General features: G+C 47.3%; 15 protein-coding genes. All 15 read right to left on the reverse strand.

Translation table 11 applies throughout. From position 1 onward, the window contains the following. Positions 1 to 353 (reverse strand): IS200/IS605 family transposase (gene tnpA / locus BMW41_RS08490; RefSeq protein ID WP_083378853.1); only part of this gene is annotated, 353 nt, incomplete at its 3' end. A 136-nt stretch (positions 354 to 489) separates the two neighbouring features. After that, the gene (locus BMW41_RS08495; protein ID WP_074649725.1) at positions 490 to 807 is read right to left on the reverse strand and encodes a type II toxin-antitoxin system RelE/ParE family toxin; all 318 of its coding nucleotides are present in this window, start codon (positions 805 to 807) and stop codon (positions 490 to 492) included. Next, the gene (locus BMW41_RS08500; protein ID WP_074649726.1) at positions 804 to 1,088 is read right to left on the reverse strand and encodes a type II toxin-antitoxin system Phd/YefM family antitoxin; all 285 of its coding nucleotides are present in this window, start codon (positions 1,086 to 1,088) and stop codon (positions 804 to 806) included. Before BMW41_RS08500 ends, BMW41_RS08495 begins: the two co-directional genes overlap by 4 nt. Positions 1,089 to 1,330: 242 nt before the next feature. After that, positions 1,331 to 1,735 (reverse strand): FAD synthase family protein, encoded by a 405-nt coding sequence (locus BMW41_RS08505; RefSeq protein ID WP_074649727.1) that lies wholly within the window; start codon positions 1,733 to 1,735, stop codon positions 1,331 to 1,333. Beyond that, entirely contained in the window at positions 1,728 to 2,432 is a 705-nt protein-coding gene (locus BMW41_RS08510) for an aspartate/glutamate racemase family protein (protein WP_177171204.1), read from the reverse strand. Before BMW41_RS08510 ends, BMW41_RS08505 begins: the two co-directional genes overlap by 8 nt. A 59-nt stretch (positions 2,433 to 2,491) precedes the next feature. After that, positions 2,492 to 3,931, reverse strand: a complete 1,440-nt coding sequence (locus BMW41_RS08515; protein ID WP_074649729.1) for a CDP-glycerol glycerophosphotransferase family protein — start codon at positions 3,929 to 3,931, stop codon at positions 2,492 to 2,494. Between the two features lie 208 nt (positions 3,932 to 4,139). Next, the gene (locus BMW41_RS08520) at positions 4,140 to 5,573 is read right to left on the reverse strand and encodes a CDP-glycerol glycerophosphotransferase family protein (protein WP_074649730.1); all 1,434 of its coding nucleotides are present in this window, start codon (positions 5,571 to 5,573) and stop codon (positions 4,140 to 4,142) included. A 66-nt stretch (positions 5,574 to 5,639) separates the two neighbouring features. After that, positions 5,640 to 6,632 carry a hypothetical protein gene (locus tag BMW41_RS08525; RefSeq protein WP_074649731.1) on the reverse strand — a complete coding sequence of 331 codons (993 nt, stop codon included), beginning with the start codon at positions 6,630 to 6,632 and terminating at the stop codon, positions 5,640 to 5,642. A 33-nt stretch (positions 6,633 to 6,665) separates the two neighbouring features. Beyond that, a complete protein-coding gene (locus tag BMW41_RS08530; RefSeq protein WP_074649732.1) occupies positions 6,666 to 8,189 on the reverse strand; it encodes a glycosyltransferase in 1,524 nt (507 codons plus the stop codon). A 7-nt stretch (positions 8,190 to 8,196) separates the two neighbouring features. Next, positions 8,197 to 9,360 (reverse strand): class I SAM-dependent methyltransferase, encoded by a 1,164-nt coding sequence (locus BMW41_RS08535; protein WP_074649733.1) that lies wholly within the window; start codon positions 9,358 to 9,360, stop codon positions 8,197 to 8,199. Continuing rightward, positions 9,357 to 10,382 carry an NAD-dependent epimerase/dehydratase family protein gene (locus BMW41_RS08540; RefSeq protein WP_074649734.1) on the reverse strand — a complete coding sequence of 342 codons (1,026 nt, stop codon included), beginning with the start codon at positions 10,380 to 10,382 and terminating at the stop codon, positions 9,357 to 9,359. The genes BMW41_RS08535 and BMW41_RS08540 overlap by 4 nt, the downstream gene beginning before the upstream one ends. Before the next feature lie 25 nt (positions 10,383 to 10,407). Then, positions 10,408 to 11,418, reverse strand: a complete 1,011-nt coding sequence (locus BMW41_RS08545) for a radical SAM/SPASM domain-containing protein (protein WP_074649735.1) — start codon at positions 11,416 to 11,418, stop codon at positions 10,408 to 10,410. Then, complete coding sequence (locus tag BMW41_RS08550; protein WP_074649736.1) at positions 11,415 to 12,431, reverse strand: radical SAM/SPASM domain-containing protein; 1,017 nt, start codon at positions 12,429 to 12,431, stop codon at positions 11,415 to 11,417. Before BMW41_RS08550 ends, BMW41_RS08545 begins: the two co-directional genes overlap by 4 nt. Before the next feature lie 69 nt (positions 12,432 to 12,500). After that, positions 12,501 to 13,502, reverse strand: coding sequence for a radical SAM/SPASM domain-containing protein (locus BMW41_RS08555; RefSeq protein WP_074649737.1), 1,002 nt, complete (start codon positions 13,500 to 13,502; stop codon positions 12,501 to 12,503). 88 nt (positions 13,503 to 13,590) lie between these two features. Beyond that, positions 13,591 to 14,493 carry an NAD-dependent epimerase/dehydratase family protein gene (locus tag BMW41_RS08560; RefSeq protein WP_074649738.1) on the reverse strand — a complete coding sequence of 301 codons (903 nt, stop codon included), beginning with the start codon at positions 14,491 to 14,493 and terminating at the stop codon, positions 13,591 to 13,593. Positions 14,494 to 14,500 lie beyond the last annotated feature (7 nt).

Raw genomic sequence — 14,500 nt, forward strand, 5'->3', positions numbered from 1 at the left:
GTAGCACCGCCTGTGGTCAGCAGACAAAAACTCTGTGACCAGAACATCTCTTTCCAAAGAGATTTACGTATCTGAGGAAACTCTTTCTTGATAAGTCTGCTGCTTGCAGATTTATACGCATTGATAAATTTACTTATCTCTGTGTTAGGCTGTCCTCGGAACAGGATGTGAACATGGTCAATGTCGTGATTCCATTCTTCTAACGTAATGTTATATGTAGGAGCAATCTTCTCGAATATTTCTTTGAGACGGATTGAGATTTTGTCATCTATCACCTTGTTGCGGTACTTTACGCACATGATAAGGTGATAATGCAGCATGAACACTGAATGATTATTATTATCTAATTTCACAATATTTATAACCTTTATTATACATACGACTGATTTATAATTAGATTATAATATCATCAGATACAAAAGTCAAGAAACGCCGTGAGCAATTCATCCCGCCACCTATAGAGGTGGGGGATTTCTTGCTCACGGCGTGTTAAAGACCTCGAATAATACTCAAATATTCCTGTCTCTGGTCTACCACGGCATATACCGTTACAACCTTTTTATCGTCATCAACCTTATAAAAGACAAGATCCTTTTCTAATATAAGTACCAAATATCCCTGGCGCTTTAATACATTGTATCTTGGTTCAACACCGACGTATGGATTATCTCCCAGATTCATAATAGATTTTTCCAAATAGTCCAGTTTCTCAAGTGCCACATCATTTCCAAAGCTCTCCGCTATAAAAAGAACAATTTTACGAATGAGGGAATCGGCAGTATCTGTTCTTTCAACTCTATACTTCAAGCCTGGCCCTCCTTAAGCATCCTTCGTAAATCATCGAATGTATCCTTAATCGGAGCAACTCTTCCGCACTTAACATCCTCATCGGCTTCTGCCAAAATCTCTAACAGTTCTATTCTGGCCTTCATCCGCTTGTATTCTTCATAGCCAAGAGAAACGGTATCACCTCTTCCATTCACAGTGATAATTACAGCCTCATTATTCTCACGGCACTGTTTTGATACTTCGTTATAATGGTTTCTGAGATCCGCTGATGGGCGAATTGTTTCTTGTAATGCATACATCAAAATCACCTCCGCTTCTTTATAGACATATTATATCATAATACGCCTATAAAAAAACGTTTTTCTCATGCCAAAATCAAACCATGCATTTCGCTTTTCATCTTTTGGAAAAAACACAGGATAGATTACTGCGTGAATGCCAAAACTCCATAATACATATTGAAATATCGCGAACTTCACGGTATGATCTGTAATTTTTTTTGCGGAATGTAATCGAATTACGAAATGGCTGCGTGCCGGCCTTATCCCTTCAGTTCCTTCTTGATCTGCGATGACGCGATCCCCGGCGTTCGCTTCAGCCGTACAACCTTTTTTCCGTGTGCATCGCACCAGACGGTGATCTCGTCAAACCGCTTTCCCACATGGTCTTCTCCCAGTGCCAGAATATCGAAATCGATCTTTTCCAGCTCGGCCGGGCACACGGTGTTGTAGACAACGACCTCATCCACAATGCGAAGTGCCGAGATCATCTCCACTCTCTCCTCCGTCGAATACAGGACATCCGCTTCCGGCTTGAACGCCTTGATATACTCTCCGTTCTGCACTGCAACGATCACATAATCCGCATACTTCCTGCACTGCTCAAACAGGCGAAGATGCCCCAGATGGAAATAGTCATATACTCCAAACGTCAGTATTTTAGCCATTCTCATACTCCTCTTTGATCCTGCGAAGGCCCTCAAGAAGCGGATCATAAACGCTCCTGCATGTAACCTCGTCCCGATACATTTCATACAGGATCGGCAGTTCCGTGCATCCGAGGATGCATGCATCGGTACGGTTGATCAGATTCAGAAAAGTTTTCTTTATGTCATCGGAATATTTTTTCTGCTTCACCGCCTCAATGCAGTCCCGAAGCATTCCGTACTCCTCTTCTCCCGGACAGCTGCATCCAATTCCCTGTTTTTTCAGTATTTCCTGATAGATTCCGGAATCGATGGTTCCTTCCGAGCCGAGAAGATAGGTCTCCTGGATTCCATCCGCTTTCATCCGCTCGCAGCAGCACTCGACAATATGAACGATTTTCTCCCGCAGTTCCGGATGTTTTTCACAAATATCCGGTAGAAACAGGTGAGACGTGTTGCAGGCCAGAAGAATCCGGTTTGCCCCGGCCTCACTCAGATGAATCAGCGAGTCCGTCATTTCCTCCCGGAGCTGCTCCACCTTTTCGTGAAAAAGGAAGGCGCGGACCCGGCTCGGCATCGTGCACCGGTTGTCGATGAGGATGCGCGGCCGCTCCCACTCTTTCTCCGCGGGAAACAGTTCCGCATACTGCTCAAAAAGATGAATTGTCGCATACGTTCCCATTCCTCCGAGAACTCCGATCACCATGTCCTTTTTCATAATGCTGTCTCCTCTGTAATTTCCGATCCCTGCATTTCTGAGACCTTCCGGAAAATCTCTCATCCCCCGATCAGTGTCCGTAGCTCCGCATAAATGATTTCATGCGCATACCGGCCGGTCTGCTTTCGATAATCCAGATACGTTTCAAAAATTTCTCTTCTCCGGGCCTTCATGCTGTCTTCGCCGTTCAGAACAACCTTATTCAGGAATTCCTCAATTTCAGAATATCGGCTGCCCGGAGTCCGGTAATGGGCCTCCACCAGCTTTTCGCCGACTGCGTTAAAGGTCTGCTCCGGTCTGGTCAGAAACAGCAGGGGCTTCTGAACATACAGATACTCACCAATGAACGAATTGGAATCCATGATCATCGCATCCGAAGACCGGAAATAATCGATATAGCTGGATTCCGTGATCGCTTTTGCATTCGGAAGGCTGTTCCAAAGCTCCAGATATTTATCGTATTCTTCATTCGACTTGAAAATTCCGGCCTCTACCGCTGTACTCCGGAGATTCGGATGCGGCTTAAAGAGAAACGTCACCGAATCCTGATATTTCTTCGCAAGGTAAATCCAGAATGTGTAATTGTCCTGAAACGTCGATGAGATCACCGCTCCGGACGGAAGAATCCCATAATGCGGGGCAATGATCACCTTCCTGTATTTCTTCCGGTCCGCTCCGGACGGATAGCTCCAAAGCGCTGTCTTCTGCTCCTCACTGAGCTCACTCTGATCCAGAAACTCATCCATTTTGAGATATCCCGAAAAGACCGCATTCTCCCCCTGCAGAACACTGTAGGTTTCATATTGCTGTCTGCCGATCAGAGAATCGGTGTAAACCCGCCACATCATATTTACAAAATCTTTGTTAAAGACGTGGTCTTTGGCATAAGTATGATCCTGGTTGTCGCCCAGAAGCATTCCATAAGGCACATAAAGATTCAGACATCTCCAGGGAAGAAGAAGAAACTGCTGCTCATTCGGAATGCATTCGTACCAGGATGAGAGATGAACCACCATATCCGGCACGCCGCCGAGGTCATCCCAGCCGAGAACCCGGTCCGAAAGGCCGCCTCTGACCTCATATCCGTTTTCCCGATACCAGGATAACGTCTGATTATATCCCGTCACGCTGCTCATGGCATCCCGATCCACCAACGGGGAAACAATGATATAGGGATGGAACCGTTCATCCTGTTCCAGATCGCGATAAAGCTTTTCTGCCGGCCACTGTGCGGCAGAATAGGACATAAATGCGACCTGAATCACCTCACCTGCTGCCGCCTTCGCCTGAATGTGGGATTCACCGCTCGCCATGGCGAGGTGATACAGCTGCCGATAGAGATCCGCACCGCCGTCCAGCTGATCTCTCAGTTGAAACAGCGCGGCCAGATGCTCATAGGTGTAATAATCCGGAATGTCCGATCCGTGATTGAAGTCTCCCCGGTCGGAACCGGCGATGATTTCCTTCATCAATTCAATACTTCGTTCCAGCGATAACATTGTCTCCTCTTTTCTTCTCTATTTGTCGTTTCTTTTCTTCTCAATCTGTCGGTTCTTCTCTATTTATCTTTTTTTTTATCTTTTCTTATGTGTTTCTCTTTACTTTTCTCTTTCCTTTTTTCTCTTCTCTTTAAACGAAATCCGCCGCATCCCGTCGTCTCAGACGAATCTGTTTCTCCGGTATCAGCCGTTCTTCTTTGATCCGGTCTTAAGATTCCATCGCAGAGACAATATCGTGAAAGATTATCTCATGTGACAGTTTTCGGTTCAGGCGATAGTAATCCAGATACTCTTCAAACACGGCTTCCCGTTCCGGTTTCATCGGATCTCTTCCGCCAATCACAACATCCTCAATGAATTCCTCGATTTCCATGAGGTTCCATCCTGGAGTCCGGTAATAGGTCCGGACAATGGCCTCCCCCAGATCCGTAAATCCCTGTTCCGGACGGGTCAGGTAAAGCACCGGTTTTTGGACATACAGATACTCTCCGATGAACGAACTGGAATCCATAATCATCGCATCGGATGTAAGAAAATAGTCAATGTACTTGGATTCATCGATCGCTCTTGCATTCGGGAGCTCGTTCCATGCCGCAAAATAACGGTCATACTCTTCATACGAAGAAAACAGTCCGTACTGCACGGCCGCCCCGCGAAGATTCGGATGCGGCTTAAAAAGAAAGCTCACCGAATCCCGGTATTTTTCCGCCAGATACAGCCAGAACCAGACATTCTGCCGAAATGTGGATGAGATAAACTCTCCCTCATTCCCGATGGAATAATGCGGCGCAATGATGATTTTCCGGTATTTGGATATATCGCCGGGGCACTTCCACAATTCCGCAATCTCCTGTTTTGTAAATGTTCTGGGCTTTACCAGCTCATCCATTTTGAGATAACCGGAATACCGGACGTTGACTCCCTGAATCAGGCCGTATTTCTCATAACTCTGCAGCGTGATCTTTGAATCCGTATACAGACGCCAAAGCATATTCATGATGTCTTTGTTAAACACATTGTCGATAGCATACGTATGATTCCAGTTATCTCCGACTTCAATTCCATACGGAATATAGATATTCGCGCACTTCCACGGAAGTCTCAGATACTCCTGCTGCTCCGGAAGACACTCATACCAGGAAGAAAGATGAATGACGATATCCGGTATTCCCCCCAGTTCTTCAAAGGAAAGATACGTGTTCCCTACGCCGCCAAACACCTTATATCCATTGTTGTAATACCAGAGCAGCGTCTGATTGTATCCGGACACCCGGTTTTTCTCATCCCGATTCATCAGCGGCGATACGATGATATACGGATTGAATCTCGGATCCTTCTCCATATCCCGATACAGCAATTCTGCCGGCCACTGCGCTGCCGAATAGGACATAAACGCAACATTGATCACTTCGTGCCGGGCAAACTTCTCTCTCAGATGTTTCCCGCAGGTCTCCATCGCGGTCTGATACATCTTCTTATACAGTGCATCCCCGTTTTCGATTTTATCCAGGTTCATGAAAACGGCCTGAAGATGCTCATATTTATATCGTTCTGCGGTGTCCGCCGCGCCCTCAAAATCTCCCCGGGCCTCTCCCTCCAGCACTTCCGGGAGAAGGGCCTCATAGTATTCCTGTACTGTCATAAGTTTCTCTTCTCTTTTCTTTCTGATTTCCGGAACAGGATCACAAGGTGTCCCGCCGGAATCCGTTCAGCCGATATCCTTCAGCAGCGCATTCACAATCGCCGAAGCCTTATGCGCACCATCCAGATTCAGGTGATCCGTATCCATGAAATCCCTGTCAGTGAAAACATCTTCCGGAAGATCATTCATATCAAAAAACTCTACCGGATACGGCAGATCATTCAGGACACGATAGATATCCTTCTTATACTCCGGATTGATATACTCTTTATACAGATCGGCAAAAGGCGTGATCAGGAAAATCGGTTTAATCTTATGGTCCGCCAGGGTCTTGACCATCTCATGGATCCACTTAATATTCTCTTCATGGGATTCCGTGTATTTTCCAAGGGAATTGTGATCATCCGTGCGGTAGCGGGCATACTCTCTCTTTGCCTCCTCCGGGTACTCATTCCAGATGATCTTCTTCAATCCCATGATATTGATCTTTTCCCGGGTAATCACGGGGCCGTAATAGGACGACTGTTCCAGCGCAAACTGCTCACTCCAGTACTCACATAACGGCCGGATCACATCCTCCGGGAATCGCTCCCGGTCATAATCCATCGCCGCCAGCCGGTCATAGGGTTCTTTCTTTTCCCAGTGGTGGCATCCGCTGTCACCGAACAGCGGATGATACACCCGATGGATCAGGTAATTCATCGTCGTTGACCGGGAAAGATCCTGATACATCATATAATATCCGAAATTGATAATGCAGTTTTTGATCGGTCTTCCGGCCTGCTTCGCCTCTTCAATCGCCTTTTTGATGTGCTGATAATCATAGAAAATGTCCTGTGACGAGATGGACAGATTGACATTGTCCTCTGTTCCGCCGTCCAGATCCCGTTCAATGATGCCGTTCATCGCATGGGACGATCCGACAAACAGATTCCGGACGCCGTGTTCCGCGATCTTACGGTGCATGGCTTTCAGATAGACATAATCCCAGTTGTCAAATGTATACTGAACAACCACATCGCCAAGTCCTTCAAAATACGCCGATGACGCATACTTCATAGTTCTCTCCTCTTTTTCTGCATAAACCAGCTTTTATTTCGTCAATACAATGTAATAATACTGCGCAAAGAGCCGGTACAGGCAGGTGTCCTTATCACCGACGTCCAACGCCTGAATGAGCTGTCCTGCCAGTTCCTCCAGTTTATCCGCCTGTCCTACCTTCCCGAATTGCTTCGCGATAATGTAATGACTCGAAATCTTCTTGGAGGCGAGCACATCCGCCAATTCATCAATCGAAATATTGTATGCGTGCTCCGGATTCTGCACATGGTACTGTCCAAGACACACCATCAGGTCAAAAACATTCTGGGTATTGTACACCCGGAGAAAAATCTGTCCGCCCGGTTTCAGACACCGATACGCATCCTCAATAATCCGGATATAGTCCTCAAACCGGTTGATCGGATCTCCGATCACAATGTGATCGAATACTTCCTGTCCATAGTATCGGGAAAAATCCCCCACCGGACCTGCGGTCACATGATCTGTCCCGCAGATCGTCTGAAGGTCCAGATAATACTTGCTGTCGGATGTATGTGCATAACACTCAGTGTCAAACACATTGAATTGTTTCAGGTTATTTTTGATTTCAAGAATCGGCGTGCCGCATCTCACATTGATTCCGAGAAGTTTTTCTTTTCCGCTGTCACCCACCGGCCTGAGTTCCCGGATATACTCATTGATAAAATTATTGACGTCATCCCAGGCATCAATTCCGTTATATTTCTCTTTGAAATTCTGTCTTCCGATCTGAAGATCCTGTTCCAAATGCGCAGCCTCTTCCTGAGTATGAAAGATCTTCACATCATCATGATGGATCCAGGTATCTCCCGCCAGAATCGCCTTGTATCCGGCACGGCGAACCCGGAAAGCCAGATCATCATCCGCAAAATTGTGCGCAAATCCGACATCAATGTGGGGGAAGCCGATCGCAAGCAGACATTCCTTCGTATAGAGAACACCCAGCGTAACCAGCCGAAGACGCTCATACCATTTCTTCGGATCCGAAACATTGAACTCCGCCGCTTTCTTCTGCATTTCTTCCTCATTGGCGAACTGCAGATGGGGATCCTGATAATTCGACACATTGGAGCTCAGGGGATTGACCATACCGATTCTCGGATCGGACTTTGCAACGGCAAGAAGATTCTTTAACCAGTTTTTGGTCAGAACCAGGTCATTCGCCAACGGAACCACATACTTGGAAAACATTCCAATATTGAGAAACTGGTACGGCAGCGACGCCCCCTTGTTTTCTGTGATATGAAGAATACTTTTTTTCGCATACGGGACTGACCGGAAGTATTCCAATGTCCCATCGGTTGAACCATTGTCAATCAGCCAGAGATCAAAATCAACATTGTCGGTGTACTTCAGGAGACTTTCCACGCATCTTTTTGTTTTGTCCAGTCTGTTATAGGCCAACAGCAGAATCGTCACCTCACTCGGCTCATTTTTTATGGAGAGAGCCGCAATCCGTTCCCGCTCTCCGCAGAGGGTGGCATCTGCATCTCCGACTTTTAATTTTGATGTATTAATCTCAATAAACTCTCCCATCCGCCATCTACTCCTTTTCTATTGAATGAAGCGTTACAACCGTATTCCTGATTCCCATATTCCTGATCTGCCGGCGGATCGAGTCCGCATAAGGAATCGACAGAACAACAATCGTTCCCCGAATCTCCGTTTTCGGTTCTTCTATCGTCAGTCTTCTGTCGCCGATATGAAACACCAGTCCCTGCCGATTCGGATTTTTGTCAATCAGAGCCGCAACATTGCAGTTCTGAAATGCATCCAGCAAAATGGTGGTAGATGCACCGATTCCCCAGAGAGTCACTTCCTCCTGACTCTTTTCCAGCGGTTTTATCAATCCATCCAGTGCCGCTCTGCTCTTCGCCAGATACCTCTCCACACTCTTTCGGGAGGAGTCGGAATACCGGATCGTTCTTTTCACCGTGCTGCATTTCCGGAGCACGGCATAGATCGAAGGATAGGAACTGATTTCTTTGTAGTACTTCTTCATCTCCCTGATCTCATATCCATACCGGGCCGCAAGGTTTTTAAGATCATTCTCTGAAAAATGAAGCACATGCTCATAGGTGAGAAAATTATACGGAGCCATCTCTTCCGTTTCGTATCCCTCCGCATCCGGAACCTCAATAAAGACCGTTCCGCGTTCGGAAAGGAGCTGCTCCACTCCGCGCATCAGAGCTTCCACATCCACAATATGTTCCAGGGCATGGTTCAGAATGATCATGTCATACTTTTCAGAGATCATCTGCGCCATATCCGACGAACTGCAGACCACCGTCCGGATTCCCTTCTGTATCGATTCCGCTGCGCAATCCTCGTTCGGATCCACATTCGTCACATTTGGATAACCGTGATCGCAGAGGTATTTCTCAAGTTCTCCCCATGCCCCCGCAACATCCAGTATTCTGGAGTCCGGAGTCATGTAACGCTCCAGAATGTCCAAAATATGCCGGTAATAGTTTTCGGTGTTCTCCGCGCCGAACAGATCACAATACTTTGCTGCCACTGCACCGTTTTTATAATAGTCCAGAAAATCTTCCTGACTCGCAGCGGTTTCCATATAGACCATTCCGCATGAATCGCAGGAAACCAGATATGCCGGTTCATCGGAGAACGTTTTGCCAAGTATTTTCAGATTATCACACAGTCTGTATATTCGTCTGCTTTCGCTTTTCCCGCAAATCGGACATCTCATAATGCCTCTCCGTTCTCATCTGCCACCCCGGCTTCCCGATAAATCCGCAGCAATGCTTCTTTACAGTTCGGGTTAATCCGTCTTCTCACCTCATTCTCCATGAGCCAGTCCACCGTCATGCGGATTCCTTCGGAAAACGGTATCTCCTGTTTCCAGTCCGGTGCGATTTCCCGGATTTTGGAGTTGTCAAAGATGTAATGCCACATATGCTGCCGGTTCAGCACTTCGCTGCCGAGAGAATTCCATCGCAGGGCATTCTCTCTGGAAATATGCAGAATATTCTTGTCGTCCGTCCCGAGAGCCTTCAGGATCTCCCTTGCCATCTCGTTCCAGGTGATCAGCTTATCGGCTACGATGTGATAGGACTCACCGATCGTCTCCCGGTTCCCGATCAGTCTCCAAAATGCCCGGGCAAAATCTTTGGAGTGCAGGGGTGCCACGAGATTTTCACCATCTCCCGGCATGAGCAGCGGATACCCCTCCCGAAACAACTGCGGAGCGGTAAAACAGTTCTGGCCGACCGGGACCTGTATGATCGTATCATAGGTAAAACCAGGCCGGACGATCGTCACCGGAAACCCCGATCCCGTGAATTCATCCTGAAAAACCTTCTCAACTTCCAGCTTTCCGCTGATATATCCATCGCTTATGTCCGGTTCATACTTCGGCGTTGTTTCCGTAAACGGAAGGTATTCGCTTTTTCTCTGATAAACCGCCTCAGATGATATGACAATATACTGGCTGGTCCGGTCTTTGAACAGTCCGATGCGCTCTCTTGCCTGTTCTCCGTTGAAACAGATGAAATCACAGACACAGTCAAAAGTCAGATCTCCCAGCGCTTTCTCCGAAGCATCGGTATCGTGGATATCTGCGATAATCTGATGAACCTGCGGCTGAACTGCTCTTCGTGTTTTTCTGGTCTGTCCGCGGTTGAGTTCATACACTTCCCATCCCGCTTCCAATGCTTCCTGAACACACCACCAACTGATATTTCCATTTCCGCCGATAAAAAGAACGTTCACTTTAATCCTCTCTTCCGGACTCCGATCATGCTTTCAGTTTCTCCAGAATCCTGTCCGCATACATGTCAATGTTATCGTAGCACCCATAGGTTATCACGTTGCAGGCGCTGCACATAGGATACTTTCCCCGTTCTCCCCTCAGGTGGTCCACCCACATTTTACGACATTTTTCTCCATTCCATATCGCTGCGACGGACTCCTCTGCACAGTTTCCCAAAATCTGCTCATGTTTCCAGTCGCCAATGCACGAGGACACCGTCCCGTCTGAATTGACCACCATCGTGTAAAACAGATACGGGCACACCGTCTTGAAATCGCCGGCCTGATCATAATTCCCCCAGGTGACTTCTTCCGGAATAAATTCCGACTTAAAGTGCGGCCATGGTTCCGCAATCCGTTCCAGAAAAATCCGATCCGCACATTCGCCGAAGATATCAAAGAATCTTTTCTGCTCTTCCTCCGTCAGATTGTCTTTAATTGCTTTGATGTAGATCTCACAGTTTCCCCGATTGGCATACAGATCTTTGATATTCGAAACGTACCGGTCAAAATCCACACTCTTTCGGGTATATTTCCGGTACTGTTCCGCGCTGACGCCATTCACGGAGATATTGATCTGATCGATCCCGGCTTCAATCAGCTTCCGGTTTCGTTCCGGATTCAGAAGCAATCCGTTTGTTGTCGTGTCAATGCGCCCGATCTTTTGATTATTCTTTTTCGCATAACGGACCATGTCTTCAAAACCCGGATTCACAAGAGGTTCCCCCTCTTTGTATAATCTCAGAACCCGGATTTTGCCGTCAAATCCGTTCTCCGCATCGTTCATGATGCGTTGAAACAGGTCCAGGCTCATGATCTTCTGGGAACGGTTGGAGCATTGCCCGATCAGTTTCTCATCTCCCGTCGGACAAAATCCGCACCGCAGATTGCATATGCTGCTGGGATCCAATACCAATACCAACGGGGTATTGAGGGGAAGTCTGTCCCCTAAATCAGGTCTGTCCTTTGCCAGTCTCGTCTGAACCTTCGCCTTCATAATGATGTCCCCTCAATCCGCCTGATCAGTTCATCCGAAAAACGGTCAATGTCATCCGGCTGGCCCTGTCTGAGCTGACCGCACTCCGCGCAGATCGGATGTGTCTTTCTCTCGCCTTTTAAGAACATCAGCTGATACTCCTTCAGCGCATCTCCCAACCAGATATCTCTGATTTTTTCTTTTCTGCAGTCCCCGATCACCAGTTTTCTCGACCAGTCCAAAAAACAGAGACTTGCCGTCCCGTCCGAATTCACCGCAATGGAGTAAAACACATACGGACAGACGCTTACTTCTCTGATTTCCTGTCCGTATATTCCTCTCGTTTCATTGATTTGAACCTTTGTCTGCTCGAATGTGGGCCAGCAGTCCATAATGCTCTCAATAAAGATGCCGTCCGTGATATCGCCGAAGGTCTCCAAAAACTGCTTTCGTTCTTCCCCGGTCAGCACGTCTCCATTGGTCTTTACGATCATTTCCGTATTCGTCTTGTGCTCGTAGAAATACCGGATATTATCAACCAATTCCCGATAATTGATTTTGTATCCCGAAAACTCTTCATAATGGCGTTCATGAACGCCCTCGATGGAGATATTGATCCGGTCGAGCCCGGCGGCTATAATCTGATCACTTTTTTCTCTTGTCAGCAGCGAGGCATTCGTCGTTGTATCCACTCTCTCACAGCATCCGCTTTGCTTTGCATACCGGACCATATCCGCAAAATGAGGATTCAGGAGAGGTTCCCCGTCCTTGTACAGCCGGATGACTTTCACCTTATCTTCAAACTCGCCGATATCATCGATGATTTTTTTGTATAGATCAAAATCCATCAGCCGGAGGCTTCGTCCCTCCGTTCTCCGCATCAGCTCCCGGTCTCCGGTAGGACAGAATTTGCACTGAAAATTACATGCATCAGAGGGATCGATGTTGACAATAAACGGTGTTCTCAGGGGAATTACGGTTTCAAGCTTTGTTCTGTTTTCTTTATCGATCCTTGGTTTGAATTTTGCCTTCATAGCGAATCTTCGAAGGGGCCTTCCCTTCTCTCTCCTTCCGTTTTTTGGAGCAGTCCCGGGCTTCCTGTCTTATCTCATCGATAATTGCTCATACTTTTCGATCAGTTTATCAATATGGTTATCGAGGCAATCCGCAGGTGTACTTAAATACTTGAAATCATGACATCCGTTGCAGTGTCTGATATCGGTAACCTTCTCCTTTTTCAACAGCTGGAGAAGCAGTTTTTTATGTTTTTCTCCGTGCCATATCGTCCGGATATCGTCATCGATCGCATTTCCAAGACAATCGTCATAATATGTCGATGTGCAGCAGGGGAACACATCCCCGTTCGCTTTAATGTGCATTCTGTAAAATGCCATCGGGCATATTTCCATCCGGCCCAGATCCATTCCGTACTTGGACGACTGGTAGTCATCCAGATTCTCGTTTTCCAGAGCATTATACGGACTCAAATGTTCCAGTCTGATGTCGTCCGCGGTATCAGTAAACCGTTCATAGAATAACGCTTCCCGGCCGCGGATCATTTCCTCCATGATCTTAATCTGAACCTTGCATGGATAATGTCCCTGATCTCTCCGTCTTCGGAAATACCGGATATTCTCAATCAGGGAGTCCACGCTGAGCTTAACCCCGCAGGATTTCTGATAATCTTCATCCGTAATTCCCTGCAGAGAAATGCGGAGTCTGTCAAGTCCGGCATCCAGCAAACTGTCGGATAACTCCTTGTTCAAAAGACTTCCGTTTGAGACGATATCGACACTGTCCGCTATCTTTGCATTGCTGACATAGGACACCATTTTTACGATATCCGGATGCAGCAGCGGCTCACCGGAGCCGCACAGATAGATCTGCTTATAATGGCCTAACCCTGCCAGATCATCAATAATTTTCCGAAAACTGTCCAGTGCAAGTCTGGTCCTGTCTACCGCCCCCTGAGACTGAACACAGTAAAAGCACTTGAAATTGCAAACATCCCACGGAAATATTTCCACAACATAGGGCGAGGCGATCGGCAGCACATCCGACAGCTTCTGGCGGTTATCATCATATTGTTTGCCTTCTATTATCACGACCGGATTCCTCCCATACTACCCTTACATTCAGCCGGAAATCCCTGCTTTCTCATGCATGCCGAATGATATCCTCACGATCTTTTTCTTAATTCCAACCTTTGCCGGCATCTGCAAAAGCATCCAACAGCTCTTCAAAGCTTTCTTCACACCTCATTCCGGTATCCCGCTCAAACTCCGATGAATCCAGCCATTCCTCCCGAAGTGTCAGCCCATCCTCCGGGCGAATGTCAAATCCGATCGGCAGTCTGTATTCAAAATGTTCTGCCGCCGTCTGCAGATACTCTCTTAAGATTCTTGCCCTGCCGCTGCCGATATAGTACGTCTTCTGCGGGACATCCTTTTCTCCGAGAGTCCGCAGACCTCTGGACAGATACCTTACGGAGACAATGTCAAAATAGTTTCTGCAGCTGCCAAACTCCGCGGGTTGGTTGTTCCGAAACGCATTGACCGCATAGGGAAAGAGCTGATTCTGATTCATGAATTTCCCTACCGGATGACAAAACTGCACCCAGATACATCTCAGATCCAATTTTTTCGATAACTGCCGTATCATGTCATGAGCATGTTTTTTCGCGATACAGTAAAAGGAATTTCCGGAAAAACCGTGTGCCGCCAGCATCTCTTCCGCCAGTTTTTCATATACGGTCCCGGTAAAAATGATTTTGGGGCATCCCATTCTGCTGCACACCTTCATCGCTTCGATGGCAAGAATCTCATTGCTGATCTGAAGAGACGCATCCGCCCGCTGTTCACCGAGGGCTCCCTGCCAGGCCAGATGATAAAAGACATCCGGAACCACTCCATTCATCTTTTCTTCCAGCTTCGGTATCTCCGCCTCCATCACCGTGAGACCGCATTTGTCCTCTATTTGATCAAGAAATCCTCGCGACCGGTTGCATACCGCATAAACCGTGTGTCCCGCCGCAAGAAGCTCCGATACCAGATGAAATCCAAGATAACCGGACGCCCCGGTAACTACTGCTATCATCGTTTTC

The organism is [Clostridium] aminophilum (genome assembly GCF_900101295.1).
In the GTDB taxonomy this organism is placed as follows: domain Bacteria; phylum Bacillota; class Clostridia; order Lachnospirales; family Lachnospiraceae; genus Clostridium_R; species Clostridium_R aminophilum_A.